Raw genomic sequence first — 22389 nt, forward strand, 5'->3', positions numbered from 1 at the left:
GTGATCTGGGGCGGCGGGGCGCTGGTGATTGCGACGCTCTGGTGGCATTGGTCGGCGATGCTGACCGCAACGCTGAACCCCGACCTTGCCCATGCGGCGGGCATCAATCCACGGCGCGAGCAATTGGTGCTGACGCTGCTTCTGGCGACTGTCGTGGCGGTTGCGATCAAGGTCGTCGGCGCCCTGCTGATCACGGCCCTGCTGATCATCCCCGCCGCCTCGGCGCGCAACTATGCCAGCACGCCCGAGCGCATGGCGCTTCTGGCGATGGGGATCGGTGCCTTGTCCGCGCTTGCGGGCCTGCGGCTGGCGGTCATTCTCGATGTGGCGGTCGGCCCCGCCATCATCTGCGTTGCCGCCGGGATCTTTGTGCTCAGCGCAATCGGCAAGGAATTGAAACAAATGGGCGGCTAAATGCCGCCCCTTGGCCCAAGAACTGCCATAGGCTTGCCCAGAAGCCATGACACTCCTTTCCTTGCTCGCAAGAAATATGGGGTTGGTCATGAAGAACGCATTCGGTGCTGTCGTGCTTCTTTTCGCATCATTCTTCGGCACATCCGCCGTCGCGCAATGTGCGACGCCGGAAAACGTGAACGAAATGGCGACCGCCATCGCCAGTGGTCTGAACCAAAGCCGCCGCGCGAATGGCGAGGCGCCGTTGCGGTTCAACCGCCAGCTTGGTCGCGCCGCCATGCGCCATGCCTGTGACATGCTGGCCAACGGGTTCTTCGACCATCGCGGCAGTGACGGCAGCAGCTCGCAGGCGCGTGTGACGACCGTGGGCTACAACGCCTGCATCGTGGCCGAGAACATCGCATGGGGCTATCCGCGTCCCGAACAGATCATCACCGGCTGGATGAACTCGCCCGGTCACCGCCGCAACATGCTGCATCCCCGGATCGAGGAATTCGGCGTGGGCATCACCATGGGCCCGCGCGGTCCTTACTGGGTGCTGGTCGTCGGCAAGGAATGCTAGGCGCTAGACGTCCATCCAGATCGTCACCGGCCCGTCGTTGACAAGGCTGACGGACATATCCGCCCCGAATTCTCCGGTCGCGGTGGCGATCCCCAAAGCGCCCATATCCGCCACGAAACTCTCGTAAAGCGCCTTGCCCGGATCCGGCTTCGCCGCGGCCGAGAACCCCGGCCGGTTCCCGCGCGAGGTATCGGCGGCCAGCGTGAACTGGCTGACGATCAGGGCGGACCCGCCCACATCCACCAGCGACCGGTTCATCTTGCCATCGTCATCCTTGAAGATGCGCAGCTTGCTGATCTTGGCGGCAAGGGCCGTGCCTTTCGTGGCATCATCGCCCTCCATCGCGCAGATCAGGATCAGCATGCCTTGGCCGATCTCGCCGATCACCTTGCCATCAACAGCGACCGAGGCGCCCAAGACCCGCTGGATCAGCGCCCTCACAGCTCGTGCGCCCAAGGCGGGTTGGCCCCGGCGCGGCTGACGGTGATCGCGGCGGTTCTGGCCCCCATGGACAGGGCGGCGCGGATCGTGTCCTTGTCCAGCGCGGCGATCCGGTCCTTGGTCAATGCCCCCGCCTCATGCAGACTGGCGAGCAGGCCCGCGTTGAACGTGTCGCCCGCCCCAACGGTATCCACGACCTTTGCCTTTTGGGCTGCGACAAAGACCTCGTGGCTGGCGGAGTAGCCTGTGACACCTTTCGATCCTTCGGTGATGCACAGCAGTGCGACACCACCCGCCACAAGCTTGCGCGCGGCGTCCTCTGTGCTGTCGTCGGGATGGAACCACGCCAGATCCTCGTCCGACATCTTGACGATATCGCAAACGGCGAGCATCCGCGCGATGCGCGCGCGGTAGCGGTCCGCCTCCTTGATGAAGCTGGGGCGCACGTTGGGGTCCATCATGACGACCGCGGTTTCTGCGGCCTTCAGCGCCAGCGCCTCGTAGGCCGCAGCGCAGGGTTCGACCGCAAGCGAGATACCCCCGACGAAGACAGCCTCCGCCTTGACCTCTGGCAGATCGTCCGGAGTGATCATCCGGCCCGCCGTGTTCTCGTCATAAAAGGCGTAAGAGGCATGGCCATCCGTCAGGGTGACGAAAGCCAGTGTCGTGGGGCGGTCCGAGACGGCGGCGGGGCTGCTGTCGACCTTCGCGGCGGCAAGCCCGCGGCGCAGCACATCGCCGAAAAGATCCGACGACAGCCCCGAAAAGAACTGCACCGGCGTGCCCAGACGGCCCAAGGCAATCGCGGTATTGAAGACAGCACCACCCGCATGGGGCGCAAAGGCGCTTTCGCCCGCCGCCGTTTCGCGCGGCAGCATGTCGATCAGGGCTTCACCGGCACAAAGGATCATCGCGGGGGGCCTTTCTGGCATTACTGGCTGTTGGCGATAACAAACCCTGCGCCAAGCGCAATGACCAGCCCCACAGCCACGGCAAAGGCGATTTTCCATGCCGAATAGGGGCGTTCGCCCTGCACGCGGCCTGTGCGCCCGTTGACGACGAAGCGGTAAGTCTCGCCACGATACTTGTAGGCGGCCAGCCAGACCGGCAGCAGGATGTGCTTGAAGGTCACCGCGCTGATGTCGGTGTCCACGGTCCCGACGCGTTGGTCATCGCCACCGATGTCGTATTTCACGTCACGTCGGATCATCCGGTCCATATAGGCGCGCGCCTCGGTGAAGCCGTCGACCAGTTCGACCTGATAGCCCTCGGCCCTGAAACCGGCGAGATAGGCGGGCTTGTAGGGTTCCAGCGCCGACAGGTCCCAGGGTTCCAGCGCGTCGGTGTATTGCTTTGGCAGCGATTTCGAGGCCAGCACCAGCACATCGTCGAAGAACCGCGCGACACGGCCCGAGACCGCCGTCCAGCGTGTCTTGCGGACGCGCACGGTCTGCCGCTTGCCGTCGCGCATCACGGAGCGGGTTTCGTAGTAATGCTTGCCGCGTTGTCCGGTGTAGCGGGTCTTTGTGTCCGCATCGAAGGTCCAGTAGGGCACATAGATGCCGTTCATCTTGCGTCCCTTGCGGGCATAGTCCTTCAACCCGTTGGGCGCGAACCACAGCGAGCCGAGCCATTGCGTCATCGCCTCGCGCGCTTTCCCTTCATCCAGCGCAAAGGGCAACAGGCCGCGCGGCTTGATATGGCGGTGCGCGCCGGTGCTGGTAACAACGGGCGAGGCGCAAAAGGGACATTCGGCGGCGTGGATGTCGGGGTCGAACTCGGTCTGCGCGCCGCAATTGGGGCAATTGTTGACGCGGGTCTCTTCGATATCCTCGGCGGTCAGTTGCTGGTTGACCGCTTGCTGAAAGTCCAGCTCGCGGATGCTGCCCTGCCAGGGGCCGGCGCTGGCGATGGCCTCGCTATGGCCGCAGTGGTCGCATTTCATCCGGTCGTCACCGGGATCGAACCGCAGGTCAGAGCCGCAGTTGTCACAGGGAAAACGGTGCTCGGCTGGGGTGATGGCTGTGTTGGACATCGTCTACAGGATCTTGTGCATGAAGCGCGGCATCATCACGCGCAGCGCCCCGTCATATAGAACATTGTGCCGCCAGAAATGGAACAGCCCATGCAAGGCCCCCGCCGCCAAAAGGACCAGAAGCGCCGTCCAGCCGGTGTCATGCGGCAGCACGCCGACCAGCGCGAGACCGTTCAGCACCACCGTCACGGCCAGCACGGCATACATGCCGCGATGCATCCACGGGTAAGCGGTGCGCAGGCTGCCCGTCAGCTTGGGTCCGGGCTTGCCCATCATCCCGCGTGTCAGCGCCATGCCGATCCAGACCGCGCCGCCGATCACGAAGGCCCAGCGCAGGGCAGGGGCCGAGGTGCCGCCCTTCACCATCATGAGGGTCAGCATCAGGATCGACCAGTGCAGGATGATTGTCAGGCGGCGACGTGTCATGGGCGAGGATCTGGTGCAGCGGCCAATGACTTCAAGCAGGCGGCGGCGGTGGCATCACGGTAAAGAGCTGCGCCAGTTCCATGACCTCGCCCGCCTTAAACCAGCCGTCCTGCCCTTGGGTCCAGACCATGCTGTCACGCGACAGCGTGCCATCGGTGACCATCCGGCCAAGCGAGGCCTTCGAAAACGGACCGGTGACCTGGCCATCCTTGGCGATATGCCAGACATGCTCGACAGGGGGTGGCGGCGGTGGCGGCGGTGCCGCGACGGCGGGTGTGGGCTGCGGTCCCCATGGCCCCTGGTTCATCATCATGTTGCCCATCGCCATGCCCATGCCCGCACCCAGACCGGCGGCCATGCCGCCACCGGCGGGGTTGTCGGCGGCGCGGGTCATCGCCTCGGCGGCGGAATACTGGGTGAACTTGCCCAGATCACCCGCCAGCCCCATCGAGGTGCGTTTGTCCAGCGCGGCTTCCACCGCAGGCGGCAGGCTGATGTTTTCGATGTAAAGCTCGGGCAGGGTCAGACCGTATTGCTTGAGGGTCGGATCGATCGCAGTGGCGATCAGCTTGCCCAGATCGGCGGTGTTCGCCGCCATGTCCAGAACAGGAATACCGGATGCGGCGATCACGCGGCTGAATTCCTGCACGATGATGTTGCGGATCTGGTAGCTGATCTCGTTCATGGTGAATTCGCCATCGGTGCCCACGATCTCGCGCAGGAAGGCGGCAGGATCGCCGACCTTGACGGTATAGGTGCCGAAGGCCCGCAGGCGGGTCGGGCCGAATTCGGGGTCGCGCACCATGATCGGGTTTTTCGTGCCCCATTTGAGGTTGCCGAACCGCGTGGTGTTGACGAAGTAGATTTCCGATTTGAACGGGCTCTGGAACATGTGGTCCCAGTGCTGCAACGTGGTCATCACGGGCATGTTGTTGGTTTCCAGCATATAGAGCCCCGGCGTGAACACATCCGCCAGCTGCCCCTCATGCACGAAGACCGCCGCCTGACCTTCACGGACCGTCAGCTTGGCGCCGTATTTGATCGCGTGCCCGTGACGCTCGAACCGCCAGACCATCGTGTCGCGGGTGTCGTCCGTCCAATGGATGACGTCGATGAATTCACCTTTGAGAAAATCGAAAATGCCCATGGTTCATGGTCTCCTGATATGTGGGTGCGGTGGATGGCTGGTCTTCATGGCATGTCAACTTGCCCCAGCCGCCAGATAATCCCGCGCGATCTGGCGTGCAATCGGCGCGGCGGTCGCGGCATCCATGCCGGTTTGCAGGCGCGGGTCGTAAAGCATCTGCAACAGCAGTTCGTCATGCCGCGTCAGCAGCGCGAATTCCTCGTCATCGTTGAAGATCGAGGGGCGGGCGGCGGGGCTGTCATTGGCCAGTCCCATGCCTTGGGCCAGTTCTTCATGGATGCAGGCGGTGCGCATCAGGCTGGGATGCTCGGCGCGGATCATGGCCACGGCCTTGTTGTAGTTCGACCGGCCCGCCTCAAACGTGCCGATGACGACGCACAACTGGTCGCGCGGCAGGTTTTCGAAGGTCGAAAGCGTGGCTTGGGACATGCTGGGGATCAGGTCGCGCAGGGTCGCGGCATAGGCGCGGCGTTCTTCCTCGTGCAGGAACAGCACGCGGAAATTCGGGTCGCGGTCGGTGAATGTGATCGGCACGCCGGTCAGCCGGGACAGGCGCGCCGCGAAGGTCGTGACCGCGTTCAGATCGCGCAGCCGCTGGTCCGGCGGGACAAGATCGCCGAATTCGATCGACATGCGGATCGGCCCGTCCCAGCGGCGCAGGGTCGAGATCGTGCTGCGCGGGCGCTGGAAATCGCTGTCGTCGACATATTCGTTGAAAAGCGCGATCCGCACGAAGTTCCGCGCCAGTATCGTATCGGTGAAAGGCGTATCCGGCCCGCCACCATCGCCGCGCAACAGCCCCTGCGCCAGAAGCGACGCCTGCAGGCCTTCGTAATAGGCGGTCAGGGCGCGGCTTTCGGCGCTGGGCTCGGCCATTTCGGTCGGCTCTTGCGCAGGCTTTGCGGGGTCCGTTGTGGCGACGGGCTGCATGCCCGTCGCAAACTGGTCGCACCCCGCCAGCCCGGCCACAAGGGCAAGGCTGGCAAGCAGCGATCTGCGACCAGCACGCCCGATCACATCAGGCGCCGGCGGAGGTGCCGACGGTATCGCCCAGCCCGGTCTTCTTGGCCTTGGCGGCGGCGAGCGTGGTTTTCAGCTCTGCTTCCATCTTCTGCAACTCGACCTCGGCCTCGGCGCGCTTGCGCTTGCCTTCATCGGCGATTTCGAGGCTTTCGTTGATCGTGGCGATCAGGTTGGCGTTGGCCTCTTTCACGGCGTTGATGTCGAAGACGCCGCGTTCCATTTCCTCGCGGATGGTCTTGTTGGCCTGCCGCAGGTTGGCGGCATTGGCGGTCAGTAGTTCATTGGTCAGATCATTGGCATCCCGCACGGCCTCGGCGGCCTCGGCGCTGCGCTGGATCGTGACCGCCTGCGCCAGCTGGGTTTCCCACAAGGGCACAGTGTTCACGAGGGTCGAGTTGATCTTGGTGACAAGCGACTTGTCGTTTTCCTGCACCAGACGGATCGAGGGCAGGGACTGCATCGTCACCTGACGGGTCAGCTTGAGGTCATGCACGCGGCGTTCCAGATCGTCGCGGGCGGCGCGCAGGTCGCGCAATTCCTGCGCTTTCATCACGGCGGCGTCTTCGGGGGCGGCCTGCACCTCGGCCTCTTTGGCGGGGATGGTATTGGCGTCGAGATCGGCGATCTTGGCCCCGCCGGCGGCGATGTAGAGCCCCAGTTCGTCATAGAAGGCGAGGGTCTTGTCATAGAGCATATCGAGGCTTTCGATATCCTTCAGCAGCACATGTTCGTGGCGCAGAAGATCGTCGGTGATATGGTCGATCTGGCCCTGCACCTCTTCGAAGCGGGCGACGAATTTCGCCATCGGTGCGGCACGGCCCAACAGACGCTCCCACCAGCTTTGCTTGCGGCGCACGTCCAGTTCCGAGATCGAGAAACCACGGATCGTGGTCACGATGTTGCGCAACGAGTCACCGGCGGGGCCGACATCCTTGTTGCGCACACCGGCCAGCATCGACTGGCTGATCTGCTGCAATTCGGCCTGTGCGGACGAGCCGAACGAGACGATCGAATTGGTGTCGGAAATGTTGATTTCCGCCATCCGCCTTTCGATTTCGGCCGTTGTCGGCGCATCGGCCTGTTCGATCGTGATCAGCTCGCCTTTCGGTTCGGGAAGAACGACGGCTGTCACTTTCTCGACTTCGGCGAGGGCGGCTTCGGCTTTCTGGCGCACGTTTTCTGACATCAGCTAGAGTCCCTTGTTGTTGATGTGCACGCCTTCGCGCTGAAGGCGGTCACGCAATACGTTGATTTCGATATCCATGTCGCTGCGGTCGTCGAGCATCATCCGCTCGGTGCGGGCAGCAAAGTTCTTTTGCAGATCATCCAACAGCGCCTCATAGCTGGCGCGGGCGTCGGCGTCCTTGGTGCGGCGGTAGAGATCGACGAATTTCACCGTCGCATCGCGTGCGCCCATCAGGTAGACGCCCAGAAACTTGCGCGCGCCGGTCAGATCGCGGGGGTCTTCCTCGACGGTGCGGATCATCCGGCGGGCGATGGTCTGGAAATCCGCCACCCTCTCGGACAGGCGGCGGTCGTTCAGGGCGTCGATCTGGGATTTCATCGTGGTCAGATACGCCTCGGCCTCGTCCACGACACGGGCGACGCGGTCTTGCTGGAAGGCGTCGACGCCTTCCATCCCCTTGTTGGCCATCGGGTCGATGCCGAAGGTCGCGACATGCAGCACCAGTGCCGCAATCCCGTAAAGAACCGATCCGCCGATCCCGCTATCGCCCGTATAGGCGGCAATCGCGACGCCGATCCCCGTCAGGGCGGATGCCAGCATCTTGCGCGGGACCGCAGGGCGGCGGGCGACCTTGCGGGCATCATAGGCGGCCTCTGCCTCCAGCCCCTGTTGCAGCATCCATGCGGCCAGCGTCAGGACCGCGCCCCCGATCAGCGCCGTGATCAAGGTCACGGGCCCGCCCGCCAGCGACGAGACGACCAGCACGAGCCCCGGCAGGTAAAGCAGTTGCGCCCGGCGTCCGGCGGATTTGACCGCCCGCGCTTCCGCGGCGGCATCCGCGTCGCCCGGCCCTTGGGGGCTGTATTTTCCGCCGAACCGTTGCGCCATCACACCGACCCCAACAGGCCCGAGGTGACGCCGAAAAGCAGGATCAGCAGCAAGACATAGGTGATGCGGCTGAGATTTGCAGGCAACATGCCATCGTCCTTTCCGGCCGGAATTTCCCTCACGGCCCGCATTGTCCCAATCAGGGCCAAAAATGCAATCGCTACGGCGGCGATGAAGGCTGCAATCAGGATCAAACGGGCCATGTCATGTCACTTTGCCGATTTCTTCACACATGAGATAAGACGCTTGTAACGAATTTACGAGGTCGCAGGGTCCGGCACGACCCGCCGGTTGCCACCCAAAAGGTCGGCGATGGGCCTGTGCCGCAAGCAGAATGCACGATGACCCAACAGGAACAAGGGGTTAATCGCCGCGCTTTTTCCGCCTTGCGGGGGGGCGTTTGCGTTGCGGCGTGGGTTTGTCGGACAGGCCCAACTGGTCGCGGACGACGCGGGGGCGCAATTCCTCGACCTCGCCCGCCTTCAGCGCGCCAAGCTGGAATGGGCCGTAGCTGACACGGATCAGGCGATTGACGGTGACGCCGATCGCCTGCATCGCGCGGCGGATTTCGCGGTTCTTGCCTTCGCGCAAGGCAACCGTCAGCCAGGCATTCGCGCCCTGCTGGCGGTCGAAGGTCACGGTCATGGGCTGGTAGGTGATCCCTTCGACCGCGATTCCCTTGCGCAAAATCTCCAGCTTGTCCTCGCTGACTGCGCCGTTGATCCGCACACGGTAACGCCGCAGCCAACCGGTGCTGGGCAGTTCCAGCTTGCGTTTGACCTCGCCGTCATTGGTCAGCAGCAAGAGCCCTTCCGAGTTCAGATCGAGCCGCCCCACCGACATCACACGCGGCATGCCTTCGGGCAGGCTGTCGAAAACGGTCTCGCGGTCCTTTTCATCCCGTTCGGTCGTCACCAGACCCGCAGGCTTGTGATAAAGCCACAGACGCGGCGGATCGGGCTCGCCCACCTCTTTGCCATCCACCACGATCCGGTCCTTGCCGGTGACATTCAGCGCAGGCGAGGTGATCACCTTGCCGTTCACGCTGACGCGGCCTGCTTCGATCATGCGCTCGGCCTCGCGGCGGCTGGCGACGCCCGCGCGGGAAAGGACTTTGGCGATACGCTCGCCGGTGGATGGGGTGTCGGTGGTCATACCGATGCCATAAGCGCGGGAGGGGGCGCTTGCAATGATCTTGCGGTGACGGGGCGGTGCGGGCATGACAGGAACATGGAGTTCCGCAGCCACATGCATATCGCCATGGACGAGGCCCGCGCCGCCGCCGCGCGGGGCGAGGTGCCCGTGGGTGCCGTGATCGTGGGGCCGCAGGGTGTGGTGGCGCAGGCCGGCAACCGCACGCGCGCGTTGAACGACCCCACCGCCCATGCCGAGATACTGGCGATCCGCGCCGCCTGTGCCGCACTGGGGCAGGAAAGGCTGGCGGGATATGATCTTTACGTGACGCTGGAACCTTGCCCGATGTGCGCCGCCGCGATCAGCAACGCGCGGATTGCGCGGCTTTACTACGGGGCCGCCGATCCCAAGTCGGGCGGTGTGGCGCAGGGACCGAAGGTGTTTTCCCATCCCCAATGCCACCATGCCCCCGAGATCTATGACGGGCTGGATGCGGCCGCGTCCGAGGCGCTGCTCAGGGACTTTTTCGCCGCCAAGCGATAGCAATTCCTCGTCGAGGAATTGCCGCCAAAGTCTCGTCGAGACTTTGGGCGCTAGATTTCGATGGTCACCATCACTGCGGGCGTTTTCACATCCACCTCGGGCAGCGCATCGACCAGCGGCTGCGCGGTTTGCGCCAGCAGCGGGAAGGTCTGGTAATGGCTGGGGATCACCGTCTTGAAGTTGAAATAGCGCTTGGCCGCATAGGCCGCGCCCACCATCCCCATCGTGTAATGTCCGCCACAGCACAGGATACCGATGTCGGGGTTATAGAAATCCCCCATCCAGTCCATATCGGCCATGATATCGGTGTCGCCCGAGACATAGATCATATGCCCCTCGCCCTTGATCATGTATCCCGCCTCGGTCCCTGCATAGGTTGACCCGACAGAGGACGAATGCGAGGCCGGCACCATCGAGACATGCGCCCCCGCCAGATCGACCGTGCCGCCCTTGTTGAAATCGAGTGTCTCATGGGCGCTGAAAATGCCGCAAAGCTCGGGGATGCCGACGACCACGGCGCCGGTGTCCTTGGCGATCGCGTCCACTTCGGAGGTATGGTCGAAATGGCCGTGGGTCAGCAGGATGTGGGTCGCACCGGCGATGGCCGCCGCACGGTGCTCATCGGGAAAGCCGGGGTTGCCTTCCAGCCATGGATCGACCAGCAGCACCGCGCCTGCGATCTCGATCCGGAAACTTGCGTGCCCAAGCCAGGTGATTTTCATGGTGTCCCTCCTAAGTTGCCCTGGAAGGATAGGCCAAGCGCGCGAGGGTGCAAATGAATTGGACAGAGCAATTCGACGGCTATTGCGAAAGAACCGACCTGACCTACTGGTCCGAGCCGATCAACGCGGTCACCAACCTTGCATTCATCATCGCGGCCCTTCTGTTCTGGCGGCCAAGCGCGGGCATCCCGCTGGCACGCGCGTTGACCGTGATCCTGTTCCTGATTGGCCTCGGCAGCTATTTGTTCCACACCCATGCAACGGCCTGGGCGGCGCTGGCCGATGTGCTGCCCATTGCCGCCTTCATTCTGGTCTATCTCTTCGCGGTCAACCGCGATGTGGTGGGATTGAACGGCTGGTTCGCCTTCTCGGCCACCTGCCTTTTCGTGCCATATGCCGTCGCTGTCGTCTGGGTGACATCGCAACTGCCGTTCTTCAATATCTCGGGCTTTTACTGGACGGTGCCGCTGCTCTTGTGCATCTACGCGGTCCCTTTGCGCCACAAGCCGGGAATCGCCCGCGGCTTCCTGACCGGTGCCGCGATCCTGTCGCTGTCGATCACGCTGCGGTCGGTCGATGAAATCCTGTGCGATACCCTGCCTTTGGGCACACATTTCCTGTGGCACATTCTCAATGGGGTGATGCTGGGCTGGATGATCCATGTTTACATCCGCCATATGCTTGCGAGCGGTGCCATGCGGCGCTAAACGCTGTCGGAAGTCTTACCGGAGAGTTTCCCCATGTCGATCGACACAGAAACCGCCCGCCGCGTGGCCAAGCTGGCCCGTATCAAGGTGGAAGAAGACGCGCTGCCCGCGCTCGCATCCGAATTCAACGCGATCCTCGGCTTTATCGCGCAGCTGAGCGAAGTCGACGTCGAGGGTGTGGAACCGATGACATCCGTCACCCCCCAGCGCCTGAAGCGGCGCGCGGATGTCGTGACTGACGGAAACCAGCAAGAGGCGGTCCTGAAGAACGCGCCCGACGCCCGTGAGGGGTTCTTTGCCGTGCCGAAGGTGGTGGAATAATGTCTGATCTGACCAAACTGACCATCGCGCAGGCCCGCGACGCCATGCGCAAGGGCGACACCACCAGCGCCGAGATCACGGCGGCCTGTCTGACCGCCATCGAAGGCGCGGAGGCGCTGGGCGCTTTCGTGCATCACACACCCGAGATCGCGACCGCGCAGGCCAAGGCCGCCGATGCGCGCATCAAGGCAGGCGACGCGCCCGCCATGTGCGGTATCCCGCTGGGGATCAAGGACTTGTTCTGCACCAAAGGCGTGCCAAGCCAGGCGGCCTCGCGCATTCTCGAAGGCTTTCGCCCGGAATACGAATCCACCGTGACAACGCAGCTTTTCGATGCCGGTGCCGTGATGCTGGGCAAGTTGAACATGGACGAATTCGCCATGGGCTCGTCCAATGAAACCTCCGCTTACGGCAATGCCGTGAACCCGTGGAAGGTGGATGACCGCGCGCTGACACCGGGGGGATCGTCGGGCGGGTCGGCCTCTGCCGTGGCCGCCGACCTCTGCCTTGCGGCGACCGGCACCGATACCGGCGGCTCGATCCGCCAGCCTGCGGCCTTTACCGGCATCACGGGGCTGAAGCCGACCTACGGGCGGGTGTCGCGCTGGGGCATTGTTGCCTTTGCCTCGTCGCTCGATCAGGCGGGGCCGATGACCAAGGATGTGCGCGACTGCGCGATCATGTTGCAGGCGATGTGCGGCCATGACCCGAAAGACAGCACCAGCGCCGATCTGCCGGTGCCCGATTTCGAGGCCGCGCTGACCGGCGACATCAAGGGCAAGACCATCGGGATCCCGAAAGAATACCGCATGGACGGGATGCCTGACGAGATCGAAAAGCTCTGGGCTGACGGCACCGCGATGCTGAAGGACGCAGGCGCGAAAATCGTCGATATCAGCCTGCCGCACACGAAATACGCGCTGCCTGCCTATTACGTGATCGCCCCCGCCGAGGCCTCGTCCAACCTTGCGCGCTACGATGGTGTGCGTTTCGGCCACCGCGCCAAGCTGGCCCAGGGCGACGGCATCACCGAGATGTATGAAAAGACCCGCGCCGAAGGCTTCGGGGCCGAGGTGCAGCGCCGCGTGATGGTGGGGACCTATGTCCTGTCCGCCGGATTCTACGACGCCTATTACAACCGCGCCCGCAAGGTGCGCGCGCTGATCAAGCGCGACTTCGATCAGGTCTTCGCCGATGGTGTCGATGCGATCCTGACACCGGCGACGCCTTCGGCCGCCTTCGGTCTGGGCGAGATGACGGATGCGGACCCGATCCAGATGTATCTCAACGATGTTTTCACAGTGACCGTCAACCTTGCCGGTCTGCCCGGGATCGCTGTGCCGACCGGGATCGACAAGCAGGGGCTGCCGCTGGGATTGCAGTTGATCGGACGGCCTTGGGAAGAGGGTGATTTGCTCAACACAGCCTATGCGCTCGAGCAGGCCGCCGGATTTGTGGCCAAGCCGTCGAAGTGGTGGTAATGTCGTCCAAAAGATGAGACAGGCTTGGCAGTAGGTGCGATGAAAACCGGAATTCTTCTTGTGACGGTGCTTGTGGGTCTTGCAGCCTGCGCGCCGACGGTCGTGACACCGCCGCGGGGCATCGGCTTTGACGATGCGACCGATCGCGCGATCCGCGATGCGCAATTGTCCTCGCCTCAGTCCATCGTGCCGCAGGCGCAGGTGAACAGCATCCCCGGCACCTCGCCCATCGCGATTGCGCAAGGCCGGACGGCTGCGCCACAGGGTGGCGTGCAGACCAGCGATCTTGCAGCGGCGGGCATCGGCAGCGGCCAGAACCTTGGCGGCGATCCGAACCGCGTGCAGGGGCTCGATGCAAGCCCGAACAACCCCGCGCCGCAGCTTGCCGGTGGCGGCGCAAGCCTGTCGGACGAACAGAACTTCGATGCCGTCGCCAGCCGCGAAACCATCGAAAGCGATGCCGAGCGCCGCGCCGCACAGGCCGCGATCCGCCAGCAGGTGGAACCGACCGCCCTGCCGGATCGTCCGGCGAATGTCGGGCCCAATATCGTCGAATACGCGCTGAATGCGCCGAACGTGAAGGGTCAGGAATGGTATAGCCGTTCGCTTTTGACCACGCAGGGGCGGTTCCAGCGCAATTGTGCCGAATATCGCACCGATGATGACGCGCAGCGTGATTTCCTTGCCCGTGGCGGGCCAGAGATCGACCGGCGCGGGCTGGACCCTGATGGCGACGGTTTCGCCTGTGGCTGGGATCCCGCGCCCTTCATCGCGGCCTTCCGCAACTGAGACTGACAACCAAGGCCTCGCCCAACTGCGGGCCAAGGCGTGACGGCGCGGTGCCCGACATCGTGGTGATCCACTATACCGCCATGCAGACGGCTGCGGCGGCTGTCGATACGCTCTGCAACCCTGAAACACAGGTGTCCGCCCATTATCTGATTGCCGAAGACGGGCAGGTGATGGCCCTTGTTCCCGAAGACCAGCGGGCATGGCATGCGGGCGCAGGCGCATGGGGCGATGTGACGGATGTCAACAGCCGCGCAATCGGGATCGAGCTGGCCAATACCGGTCTGGCACCTTTTGCGGCACCCCTGATGGATGCGCTGACCGACCTGTTGCGCGGTATCATGCGGCGCTGGGCTATTCCGCCGGAACGGGTGATCGGCCATTCCGACATGGCTCCGGGCCGCAAGATCGACCCCGGGCCGCGCTTTGACTGGCAGAGACTTGCGCGTGAGGGGCTGGCGATCTGGCCGCAACCGGTGCCCGACAGCGATCTGGACGACGCGGGCTTTGTCGCCCTGATGCACCGCTTCGGCGTGACGGCAACGGACGATCCCGATCTTCTGCTGCGGACCCTGCGCTTGCGGTTCCGCCCCCGCCATGAAGGGCCGCGCGATCCGGTTGATGCCGCCATCATCCGCGACCTCGCCACACGCTTCCCCGTTGACGGGCGCGCGCCAAGCGCCTAACTGCCGCCTTGCGCGGATGGCTGGATGACTGCGGGCCCGCAAGGGATCGAGGAAAGTCCGGACTCCACAAAGCACGGTGCCGGGTAACGCCCGGCGGGGGTAACCCCAGGGAAAGCGCCACAGAGAACAGACTACCCGGGTCCGCCCGGGAAAAGGTGAAACGGTGGGGTAAGAGCCCACCGCGCGGGTGGCAACACCGGCGGCATGGCAAGCCCCACCGGGAGCAATGCCAAATAGGGACCGCGCGCGGTGGTGATCCTGCTTGCAGGATATCAGCCGCAGGCAGGCTTGAGGCCGAGCGGTCCGGGTTGGCAGCTAGAGGGTGTCTGGTAACAGGCACTCCAGATGAATGGTCATCCACCTGTTTCGGCAGGGGACAGAATCCGGCTTACAGGTCATCCGCGCATATTCCCCCGCCTGAGGCGGGTTTGCGGTTGACTCGGCCCCCGCCAGAGGTAAAAGGCAGCTTCAATCGAGATTCATGCGCAGTGCCGATACCGGCCCGCAATCAGGAGAGATGAGACATGGCGAAGCCAACCACCATCAAGATCCGCCTGAACTCCTCTGCGGGGACCGGGCATTTCTATGTGACGAAAAAGAACGCACGCACGATGACGGAAAAAATGGTCATCAAGAAATACGACCCCGTTGCGCGCAAGCACGTCGACTACAAGGAAGGCAAGATCAAGTAAGGATCTGCCCGCCGGGACAGTGAGAAGGCCGCGCTTTGGCGCGGCCTTTTGCGTTTCAGGGGCGCTGCCCCTCGCGGCCCCTGGCCGCTCACCCCGGAGTGTCGGGGGAGAAAGAAGTCACAAGAGCCATGCGACGAGCAATGCCAGCAGCAACAGGGCCTGCGCCGTGAAGGTCAGGATCATCCCGTAGAAGCGCAGGGTCCAATGCGTGCCGTCGATGGCGAAATAGGCGCCATGCATCACGCGGCCCGTCATCAGGACAAGCGCGGCCGACCAGAGCAAAATCAAGGGCGCGCCCTGCAATTCGGCCAGTCCCATCACGATCAGCGCGATCGGCAATTGTTCGGCCGCGTTGCCATGCCCGCGGATCGCCTTGGCCAACACGCGGTCGTTGTTGTCGCCCAGCACGACCCCGCCCCGCCGCCGCAACCGGATCACCTGCGCTGTCAGCAGTAGCAAGAGGGCGCCTGCGAAAATCGCGGTCAGGGATGTGACAGGAAGTGCGATGCCGCTCATGTTGTCCTCGCAAAAGAAAAGGGGCCGATGTCGCCATCAGCCCCCAATCGCGTGGTGTGTTCAAGCCTTAGTCGCGGTTGCCGAACAACTGCAGCAGGAACATGAACATGTTGATGAAGTTCAGGTAGAGGTTCAGTGCGCCCATGATGGCCGCCTTGCCCAGCCATTCCTGATCGCCGTGCTGCGCATGGGCGACGTATTCGCTCTTGATGCGCTGGGTGTCATAGGCGGTCAGACCGGCGAAGATCAGCACACCGAGGATCGAGATCGCGAACATGATCGCGGGCGACTGCAGGAACAGGTTGACGATCATCGCGACCAGCAGGCCGATCACGCCCATCACAAGGAAGGTGCCCCAACCGGACAGGTCCTTCTTGGTGGTGTAGCCATAGAGGCTGAGGCCCGCGAAGGCGATCGAGGTGATCAGGAACACGTTGGCGATCGACAGGCCGGTGAAGGCCACGAAGATCCACGACAGCGACAGGCCCATCACGGCCGCAAAGACATAAAAGAAGGTCTGCGCCGCAGCCGCCGAGAAGCGGTTGATCATCGCGCCGAAGCCGAAGACCATCGCCAAGGGTGCGAACATGACGATCCAGCCCAGGATGTTGGGCGACAGGGTGATCGGATCACGGAACATCCCCAGCAGGGCGGGCGATGTGCCCACGGCCCATGCCACGGCAAAGGTGATCAGCATGCCTACGGACATCGTGCCGTAGACCTTGTTCATGTGGGCGCGCAGCCCTTCATCGATAGCGGCCGTGCGGACCCCGCCGACCGTTCTTACTGTCTCGTATTGAGCCATAGTGACCTCCAAAATAATCAGCGGCGCCGCTCGCCGGCATCCTTGGGCAGGATATTGGCAGCGACACCGCTATTTTCAAGATCAACTTGCGCAGAACCGACCCATTCCGACCGTTTTGGGCGGGAATGTCGCAGGCTTTGTGGCAAAGGGCTTAACGGCGCCAGTGTGCGGGCACATCCCATGGGGCGCGGGCCGCTTCGGCAAGGGCGGCGGATTCGGAGATGCCGATATCACTGAGCAGATGCGCGGGCAGGTCGGCAAGCGTCTTGCGCTGGCGGCTGACGGCGGCCATGTCGCGCAAGGCGTTGAACAACCCGAAGGCAGGGTGGGTGGCGGCCATATGGCCCGCGGTGTGGTGGATGGAACGGCTCATGTCATATCTCCTATCGTGATGCTTTGATGCCCTCTCATTTCAATGATTGATAGATAGGATGGATTATGCCATAAGAGAAACGAATAGTTTTGAATTCTATCATCAAGGTTTGTGATATGCCGCGAAATCTCGATCTGACAGCGCTGCGGTCTTTCGTGGCCGTGGCCGACAGTGGCGGTGTGACGCGCGCGGCGGGCATGCTAAACCTGACGCAATCGGCGGTGTCGATGCAGCTCAAGCGGTTGGAAGAGGCGCTGGACCAGACGCTGCTTGACCGCTCGGCCCGCGCGATTGCCGTGACACCGGCGGGCGAGCAGTTGCTTGGGTATGCGCGCAAGCTGCTCAAGATCAATGACGAGATCTTCAGCAGGCTGACAGCGACCGATTACGAGGGCGAGCTGCGCCTGGGTGTTCCCCACGACATCATCTATCCGGCGATCCCTGCGGTGCTGAAACGCTTTGCCGCCGAATTTCCGCGCATGAACGTGCGCCTGATTTCGGCCCCGACGCGCAAGCTGCTGGATATGTTCTCGCGCGGCGAGGTCGACCTGATCCTGACGACCGAGGAAAACTGTGGGCCGGGCGGCAAGGTTCTGGTGGAACTGCCGCTCTTGTGGATCGGCGCGCTGAACGGCACGGCCTGGCGCAAGACGCCGCTGCCGATTGCGTTTTGCAGCAACTGCATTTTCCGCAGCGGTGTGCTGCGGGCGCTGAATGCCAATGGCAACGACTGGTATATGGCGGTGGATTCCGAGATGGACAATGCGGTCGAGGCGGCGGTCAGTGCCGATCTGGCCGTGCATGTGGCGCTGAAGGGCAGCCTGCCGCCCCATACCGAGGTGATCGAGCACGGGGGGCTGCTGCCACCGTTGAAGACGCAGAACATCAACCTCTATGTGCTGGAACCCGATAACCACCCCAGCAAGATCATGGCCGAGATCGTCAGCCACGCCTATGCGATGCCGCCTGCCATGCCCAAGCTGGTTACGGTGTGACGACGACCTTGCCGGTGGATTTGCGGCTGCGCACCAGTTCCAGCGCCTCGGACGCCTGATCGAGCGGCAGGATATGGCTGATATGGGGTGTCAGCCGTCCCGCCGCGTGCCAGTCCATCAGTTCGGCAAGGCTGTCGGTCAGGGCGGCGGCGTCGAATTTCAGATAGCCGCCCCAGTAGAAACCGATCACCGTGATGTTCTTGACCAGAAGGATATTGGCGGGGATTTGCGGAACATCGCCGCTGGCAAAACCGATCACGATGACGCGCGCCTCGCGGTTGCAGGCCCCGAGCGCTGCGGTAAAGGCCGCGCCGCCCACCGGATCATAGACCACGTCGGCACCGCCAAGTGCCTTCACCGCCGATTTGATGTCCTCGGCATCGCTGTCGATCAGGTGATCGGCACCAGCCGCCTTGGCCACGGCCAGTTTGTCGGCCCCGCGCGCCACCGCGATGACCCTTGCGCCCATCGCCTTGCCGATCTCGACCGCCGTCAGGCCGACACCGCCGGCAGCGCCCAAGACCAGAAGCGTCTCGCCGGGTTGCAACCTCGCGCGGCGGGTCAGCGCCAGATGCGAGGTGCCATAGGCGACCATGAAGCCCGCCGCCGTGGCGTCATCCATCGTTGCGGGCACCGCGCGGCAAAGGTCGGCCGGAAAGACACCGCGTTCGGCCAGACCGCCCTGGCCGCCAAAGACCGCGACACGGGTTCCGATGGCGGGCGTCGTCACCCCTTCGCCGTGCGCGATCACCGTTCCGCAAACCTCCATCCCCAGTGTGAAGGGCGGCGGGGGCGTGTCCTGATAGCGCCCCGTGGCCATCAGCAGATCGGCGAAATTGATCCCGCAAGCCGCGATCTCCAGCAGAACTTCCCCAGCGTCAGGTGAGGGTGCGTCGATCGTTTCAACCTGTGGCGGTGCGTCGAACGCGGCGACTTGAAAAGCGCGCATGGGCTGGCTCCCGGTATCATTAAGGTGATGTTAAGGGTTATGCGGGCACAGTGGCGCGAAGTAAATCGCCATGAACACCTCCGGTCAGGCCAAACGTCGTCCCCTACCTATACTTAAGTTCAGTGGCGCGCCTGCAACCGTTGCGTGTTACACTGTTCCATGTTCACAGTAGCCGCATCGTATGAATCTGGCGACGCGGTTGTGTCTTGACTGTTTGGCCAATCAGACCGTGGATTTTCCCCGGTCGTGAAGAGTGAGGAAGTGAAATGAAACACCCGGTAGACGTCCATGTAGGCAAGCGGATCCGGCACCGTCGCTGGATGAACGGCACCACCCAGCAACAGCTTGCCGAGGCTGTGGGGATCAAGTTTCAGCAAATTCAAAAGTACGAGACAGGTATGAACCGCGTCAGCGCCTCGCGTTTGTGGGATATCGCTAACGTATTGAATGTGCCTGTTTCTTTCTTCTTCGAAGGTCTAGACGAGGCCAGCAAGCCAGCGGCGAAAGCCAATGACCTGCCGGGTGATATCCTGACCGATAAAGAGGCGCTGGAACTGCTGCGCTCTTACTATGCGATCCCCGAAAACCAGCGGCGTCGCCTGTTCGATCTCGCCCGTGTCCTGAGCGAGGCGGCCTGAAAGCCCCGCTGACCACTTGACCTTGTGATGCGGCAAAGGCTACCGCCTGATGCAGGCCAACTGCACAGGCGAGGTGCCGCATGACAGTCGACGAAGCTACCCGCAACGCGCTCAGGCAGGTCGCCCATGCGCTTGCCGATGTCGCAAGACCCGCCACATTGGCATATTTCCGCGCATCGGGACTGGTGGCCGAGGACAAGGGGACAGGCCGGTTTGACCCCGTCACCAAGGCCGATCGGGCGGCCGAGACCGCCATGCGCGAGGTTCTGGCGAAACTGCGCCCGCAGGATGCCGTTCTGGGCGAGGAATACGGGCCGACCGGGGGCAGCAGCGGCCTGACATGGGTGCTGGACCCGATCGACGGCACGCGCGGCTATATCAGCGGCACCCCGACTTGGGGTGTGCTGATCGCGGTCTCGGACGCAGGTGGTCCGCTTTACGGGATCATCGACCAACCCTACATCGGCGAGCGTTTCAGCGGCGGCTTCGGCGAGGCTGTCGTCACTGGCCCGATGGGTGAAACGCCCCTGTCCGTCGCGGCACCCCGTCCGCTGTCCGAGGCGACGATCCTGACCACCTTTCCCGAAGTCGGCACGCCGGACGAAGGGCGCGCCTTTCACGCCGTCGCCTCCAGCTGCCGCCTGACCCGCTATGGCATGGACTGCTACGGCTATGCGCTGCTCGCCGCCGGTCAGGTCGATCTGGTGATCGAGGCGGGCCTGCAAAGCTATGACATCCAGGCACCCATCGCGGTGATCGAGGCGGCAGGCGGGATCGTGACGAACTGGGACGGCGGGCCGGCGAAGGATGGCGGCCGCGTCATCGCCGCCGCCAATCCCGCGATCCATGCCGAGGCGATTGCGATCCTGCGCGGGTCGATCGAGGGCTGACATCCCGATCCGTCACGGGGGGGGGTCATCGTCCGTTCCTCGCAGGTCGGTGGATCATGGCCGAGGGCCGGATCGTTTCCTTTGATCCGGGCTGCCCTACGTCTGTCCCGAACAGCCTTGCGCGGAAACACGCCAACGGCCACCGATAGGTCAAACTGTGGCCACATTGGCCGGGATATTGGCAGGCCGAAGAGCAAGAAAGCCCAGACATGAAGATCCTGCTTGCCATAGCCCTTTGTTTCAGCCTGTCCGGATGCCTGATCATCGCCGGTCCCATGAACGTCAGCGCCGCTGCGACCATGGGCCCCTCATCGACGATGGCGGTCCGGTCGACCAACAGCTTCACCACGCGGCTCAATGGCTTTCGTGCCGAGAACGGGATCGCCGCCGTGCGGCAAAGCACCGTGCTGACCCGCGCCGCACAGGCCCATGCCGAGGATATGAACCGGCGCAACTACTTTTCGCACCGTTCGAACGGCGGGCCGAACGGGACCGGGCTGATCGCCCGCGCGCGCTCGGCCGGATGCAACGTGCGGTCCGTGTCCGAGAATATCGCGCGGGGCCAGAAAGACGAAATCGCGGTTCTGACGTCATGGAAGAACTCGCCCGGGCACCGGCGCAACATGTTGGGCCGTGGCATGACGGAATACGGGCTGGGCCGGTCCGGCGACGTCTGGGTGATGATGTTCTCGAACGGCTGCTAGCCGGCGCGACGGCCCGCGATCCAGACATCCCTGATCGCGCGGTCATCGCCCATCATGATGGTGGGAAACAGCGCATCCCAGATATCCATCGCGCGCTCCGCCCGTTGCGCGATCGCCGGTGTCGAGGCAAGGTCCAGCACCGTGATATCCGCCATCGCCCCGACCCCCAGATGTCCGATCTGCCGTCGCATCTTCAGCGCCGCGGCTGACCCTTCGGTGGCCAGCCAGATCAGTTGCGAGGGATGCAGCGCGACGCCGCGTAGCTGTGCTACCTCATAGGCCGTCGCCATGGTGCGCAGCATGGAAAAGGACGATCCCCCGCCGGTATCCGTGGCCAGTCCGGTTGCAATCCCGCGCTGGGCCAATCCCGCCGCATCGAACAGCCCCGACCCGATGAACAGGTTGGAGGTCGGGCAATGCACCACGGCGGCTCCCACCTCGGCCAGCCGGTCGATCTCGCGCGGGTCCAGATGGATCGCGTGGCCGTAAAGGCCGTTCGGTCCCAAGAGGCCGAAGGCCTCGTAGGTATCAAGATAATCCCGCGCCTGCGGGAACAGGTCGCGCATCCATGCGATCTCGGGCAGTTGCTCGGACAGATGGGTCTGCATCAGGCAATCGGGATATTCGGCCCAAAGCGCGCCCAGGGCCGCCAGTTGGTCGGGCGTCGATGTGGGCGAAAACCGTGGCGTGATCGCGTAAGAGGCCCGTCCGACCCCGTGCCATTTCTCAAGCAGGGCCTTGCTGTCGTCATAGGCCGATTGCGCCGTGTCGCGCAAATTGTCGGGCGCGTTGCGGTCCATGCAGGTCTTGCCTGCGATCACCGCCATATTGCGCTGCGCCGCCGCCTCGAAGAAGGCATCCACGCTTTCGTGGTGGATCGTGCAAAAGCTGGCCAGCGTCGTGGTGCCATGCGCCAGCGCCAGATCCAGCGTCCGGCCTGCGATCCGGTCGGCATAGGCCTTGTCAGCGAAACGCGCTTCTTCGGGGAAGGTATAGGTGTTCAGCCAGTCGATCAGCTGTTTTCCCCAGCTCGCGATCATCGCCGTCTGGGGATAATGCATATGCGCATCGACGAACCCCGCCGAGATCAGGGCATCGCCGTAGTCCGTGACCTCGGCGTCCGGATGGGCCGCCCGCAAGGCCGCAGCATGTCCGACCTCTGCGATGCGGTCACCCGCGATCAGCACCCCGCCGCCAGAGTCGAAGGCAACCGCATCCGCCCAGTCATCGGTGAAGGGATTGCCGGAAAAACCCAGCGTCTGCCCCAGAAGTAATCGCTTTGTCATGCCCGCAGCATATGGGTGGCGCTGGCCGGGGTAAAT

At 63.6% G+C, this 22389-nt stretch carries 29 protein-coding genes and 1 other RNA gene; 14 read left to right on the forward strand and 16 right to left on the reverse strand.

Annotated features, from left to right (window positions below; genetic code table 11):
* Together V7N12_RS06280 and V7N12_RS06285 are read left to right on the forward strand one after the other, a co-directional pair.
* On the forward strand, nucleotides 1-414 hold a 414-nt coding region (locus V7N12_RS06280; RefSeq protein ID WP_333713445.1), incomplete at its 5' end, for a metal ABC transporter permease.
* An 88-nt stretch (nucleotides 415-502) separates the two neighbouring features.
* Nucleotides 503-976, forward strand: a complete 474-nt coding sequence (locus V7N12_RS06285) for a CAP domain-containing protein (RefSeq protein WP_333713447.1) — start codon at nucleotides 503-505, stop codon at nucleotides 974-976.
* Between the two features lie 3 nt (nucleotides 977-979).
* On the opposite strand, the gene dtd is transcribed toward V7N12_RS06285, so the two are convergent.
* The 10 genes from dtd to V7N12_RS06335 form a co-directional block, all read right to left on the reverse strand.
* The gene (dtd, locus tag V7N12_RS06290; protein ID WP_333713449.1) at nucleotides 980-1417 is read right to left on the reverse strand and encodes a D-aminoacyl-tRNA deacylase; all 438 of its coding nucleotides are present in this window, start codon (nucleotides 1415-1417) and stop codon (nucleotides 980-982) included.
* A complete protein-coding gene (locus V7N12_RS06295; protein ID WP_333713452.1) occupies nucleotides 1414-2328 on the reverse strand; it encodes a carbohydrate kinase family protein in 915 nt (304 codons plus the stop codon). The genes dtd and V7N12_RS06295 overlap by 4 nt, the downstream gene beginning before the upstream one ends.
* A gap of 20 nt (nucleotides 2329-2348) precedes the next feature.
* Nucleotides 2349-3452 carry a TFIIB-type zinc finger domain-containing protein gene (locus V7N12_RS06300; RefSeq protein ID WP_333713454.1) on the reverse strand — a complete coding sequence of 368 codons (1104 nt, stop codon included), beginning with the start codon at nucleotides 3450-3452 and terminating at the stop codon, nucleotides 2349-2351.
* Between the two features lie 3 nt (nucleotides 3453-3455).
* The gene (locus V7N12_RS06305) at nucleotides 3456-3878 is read right to left on the reverse strand and encodes a hypothetical protein (RefSeq protein ID WP_333713455.1); all 423 of its coding nucleotides are present in this window, start codon (nucleotides 3876-3878) and stop codon (nucleotides 3456-3458) included.
* Between the two features lie 31 nt (nucleotides 3879-3909).
* Complete coding sequence (locus tag V7N12_RS06310) at nucleotides 3910-5025, reverse strand: SPFH domain-containing protein (protein WP_333713456.1); 1116 nt, start codon at nucleotides 5023-5025, stop codon at nucleotides 3910-3912.
* A 54-nt stretch (nucleotides 5026-5079) separates the two neighbouring features.
* Complete coding sequence (locus tag V7N12_RS06315; RefSeq protein ID WP_333713458.1) at nucleotides 5080-6042, reverse strand: DUF2927 domain-containing protein; 963 nt, start codon at nucleotides 6040-6042, stop codon at nucleotides 5080-5082.
* Between the two features lies 1 nt (nucleotide 6043).
* On the reverse strand, nucleotides 6044-7234 hold the full coding sequence (locus tag V7N12_RS06320) for a toxic anion resistance protein (RefSeq protein WP_333713460.1): 1191 nt from the start codon (nucleotides 7232-7234) through the stop codon (nucleotides 6044-6046).
* Between the two features lie 3 nt (nucleotides 7235-7237).
* Nucleotides 7238-8122 carry a 5-bromo-4-chloroindolyl phosphate hydrolysis family protein gene (locus V7N12_RS06325; protein ID WP_333713462.1) on the reverse strand — a complete coding sequence of 295 codons (885 nt, stop codon included), beginning with the start codon at nucleotides 8120-8122 and terminating at the stop codon, nucleotides 7238-7240.
* Nucleotides 8122-8325: a hypothetical protein gene (locus V7N12_RS06330; protein WP_333713463.1), complete on the reverse strand. Its 204-nt coding sequence runs from the start codon at nucleotides 8323-8325 to the stop codon at nucleotides 8122-8124. Before V7N12_RS06330 ends, V7N12_RS06325 begins: the two co-directional genes overlap by 1 nt.
* Before the next feature lie 160 nt (nucleotides 8326-8485).
* A complete protein-coding gene (locus tag V7N12_RS06335) occupies nucleotides 8486-9277 on the reverse strand; it encodes a pseudouridine synthase (RefSeq protein ID WP_333713464.1) in 792 nt (263 codons plus the stop codon).
* A gap of 75 nt (nucleotides 9278-9352) precedes the next feature.
* Between V7N12_RS06335 and V7N12_RS06340 the strand changes: the two genes are divergently transcribed.
* Nucleotides 9353-9799 (forward strand): nucleoside deaminase, encoded by a 447-nt coding sequence (locus V7N12_RS06340; protein ID WP_333713465.1) that lies wholly within the window; start codon nucleotides 9353-9355, stop codon nucleotides 9797-9799.
* A gap of 50 nt (nucleotides 9800-9849) precedes the next feature.
* On the opposite strand, the gene V7N12_RS06345 is transcribed toward V7N12_RS06340, so the two are convergent.
* A complete protein-coding gene (locus V7N12_RS06345; protein WP_333713466.1) occupies nucleotides 9850-10521 on the reverse strand; it encodes a metal-dependent hydrolase in 672 nt (223 codons plus the stop codon).
* A gap of 53 nt (nucleotides 10522-10574) precedes the next feature.
* On the opposite strand from V7N12_RS06345, the gene V7N12_RS06350 reads away from it, so the two are divergent.
* The 7 genes from V7N12_RS06350 (at nucleotide 10575) to rpmG (ending at nucleotide 15197) form a co-directional block, all read left to right on the forward strand.
* Entirely contained in the window at nucleotides 10575-11228 is a 654-nt protein-coding gene (locus V7N12_RS06350) for a ceramidase domain-containing protein (RefSeq protein WP_333713469.1), read from the forward strand.
* 33 nt (nucleotides 11229-11261) lie between these two features.
* Nucleotides 11262-11549 carry an Asp-tRNA(Asn)/Glu-tRNA(Gln) amidotransferase subunit GatC gene (gatC, locus tag V7N12_RS06355; RefSeq protein WP_333713470.1) on the forward strand — a complete coding sequence of 96 codons (288 nt, stop codon included), beginning with the start codon at nucleotides 11262-11264 and terminating at the stop codon, nucleotides 11547-11549.
* Nucleotides 11549-13030 carry an Asp-tRNA(Asn)/Glu-tRNA(Gln) amidotransferase subunit GatA gene (gene gatA, locus V7N12_RS06360; RefSeq protein ID WP_333713471.1) on the forward strand — a complete coding sequence of 494 codons (1482 nt, stop codon included), beginning with the start codon at nucleotides 11549-11551 and terminating at the stop codon, nucleotides 13028-13030. The genes gatC and gatA overlap by 1 nt, the downstream gene beginning before the upstream one ends.
* Before the next feature lie 39 nt (nucleotides 13031-13069).
* Complete coding sequence (locus V7N12_RS06365; RefSeq protein ID WP_333713472.1) at nucleotides 13070-13819, forward strand: hypothetical protein; 750 nt, start codon at nucleotides 13070-13072, stop codon at nucleotides 13817-13819.
* 59 nt (nucleotides 13820-13878) lie between these two features.
* Complete coding sequence (locus V7N12_RS06370) at nucleotides 13879-14505, forward strand: N-acetylmuramoyl-L-alanine amidase (RefSeq protein ID WP_333713507.1); 627 nt, start codon at nucleotides 13879-13881, stop codon at nucleotides 14503-14505.
* A gap of 12 nt (nucleotides 14506-14517) precedes the next feature.
* Nucleotides 14518-14912: RNase P RNA component class A (rnpB, locus tag V7N12_RS06375), an RNA gene on the forward strand.
* 117 nt (nucleotides 14913-15029) lie between these two features.
* Nucleotides 15030-15197 (forward strand): 50S ribosomal protein L33, encoded by a 168-nt coding sequence (gene rpmG, locus V7N12_RS06380; RefSeq protein WP_067289923.1) that lies wholly within the window; start codon nucleotides 15030-15032, stop codon nucleotides 15195-15197.
* Between the two features lie 117 nt (nucleotides 15198-15314).
* Here rpmG and V7N12_RS06385 read toward each other — a convergent pair whose 3' ends face one another.
* From V7N12_RS06385 to V7N12_RS06395, 3 genes are all read right to left on the reverse strand, one after another.
* On the reverse strand, nucleotides 15315-15713 hold the full coding sequence (locus tag V7N12_RS06385; RefSeq protein WP_333713480.1) for an MAPEG family protein: 399 nt from the start codon (nucleotides 15711-15713) through the stop codon (nucleotides 15315-15317).
* A gap of 67 nt (nucleotides 15714-15780) precedes the next feature.
* Nucleotides 15781-16518 (reverse strand): Bax inhibitor-1/YccA family protein, encoded by a 738-nt coding sequence (locus V7N12_RS06390; protein WP_333713481.1) that lies wholly within the window; start codon nucleotides 16516-16518, stop codon nucleotides 15781-15783.
* A 151-nt stretch (nucleotides 16519-16669) separates the two neighbouring features.
* Nucleotides 16670-16891 carry a DUF1127 domain-containing protein gene (locus tag V7N12_RS06395; protein ID WP_333713482.1) on the reverse strand — a complete coding sequence of 74 codons (222 nt, stop codon included), beginning with the start codon at nucleotides 16889-16891 and terminating at the stop codon, nucleotides 16670-16672.
* A 116-nt stretch (nucleotides 16892-17007) separates the two neighbouring features.
* Here V7N12_RS06395 and V7N12_RS06400 point away from each other — a divergent pair, with 116 nt between their 5' ends.
* Nucleotides 17008-17886, forward strand: a complete 879-nt coding sequence (locus V7N12_RS06400) for a LysR family transcriptional regulator (protein ID WP_333713483.1) — start codon at nucleotides 17008-17010, stop codon at nucleotides 17884-17886.
* On the opposite strand, the gene V7N12_RS06405 is transcribed toward V7N12_RS06400, so the two are convergent.
* Nucleotides 17876-18835: an NADPH:quinone oxidoreductase family protein gene (locus V7N12_RS06405; RefSeq protein WP_333713485.1), complete on the reverse strand. Its 960-nt coding sequence runs from the start codon at nucleotides 18833-18835 to the stop codon at nucleotides 17876-17878. The genes V7N12_RS06400 and V7N12_RS06405 overlap by 11 nt on opposite strands.
* Before the next feature lie 266 nt (nucleotides 18836-19101).
* On the opposite strand from V7N12_RS06405, the gene V7N12_RS06410 reads away from it, so the two are divergent.
* The 3 genes from V7N12_RS06410 (at nucleotide 19102) to V7N12_RS06420 (ending at nucleotide 21067) form a co-directional block, all read left to right on the forward strand.
* Nucleotides 19102-19473 carry a helix-turn-helix domain-containing protein gene (locus V7N12_RS06410; protein ID WP_333713486.1) on the forward strand — a complete coding sequence of 124 codons (372 nt, stop codon included), beginning with the start codon at nucleotides 19102-19104 and terminating at the stop codon, nucleotides 19471-19473.
* An 80-nt stretch (nucleotides 19474-19553) separates the two neighbouring features.
* Nucleotides 19554-20363, forward strand: a complete 810-nt coding sequence (hisN, locus tag V7N12_RS06415) for a histidinol-phosphatase (protein WP_333713488.1) — start codon at nucleotides 19554-19556, stop codon at nucleotides 20361-20363.
* 209 nt (nucleotides 20364-20572) lie between these two features.
* Entirely contained in the window at nucleotides 20573-21067 is a 495-nt protein-coding gene (locus V7N12_RS06420; RefSeq protein ID WP_333713489.1) for a CAP domain-containing protein, read from the forward strand.
* Here V7N12_RS06420 and guaD read toward each other — a convergent pair.
* The gene (gene guaD / locus V7N12_RS06425) at nucleotides 21064-22353 is read right to left on the reverse strand and encodes a guanine deaminase (protein ID WP_333713490.1); all 1290 of its coding nucleotides are present in this window, start codon (nucleotides 22351-22353) and stop codon (nucleotides 21064-21066) included. The genes V7N12_RS06420 and guaD overlap by 4 nt on opposite strands.
* Nucleotides 22354-22389 lie beyond the last annotated feature (36 nt).

Source organism: Yoonia sp. (assembly GCF_036770585.1).
GTDB lineage: Bacteria > Pseudomonadota > Alphaproteobacteria > Rhodobacterales > Rhodobacteraceae > Yoonia.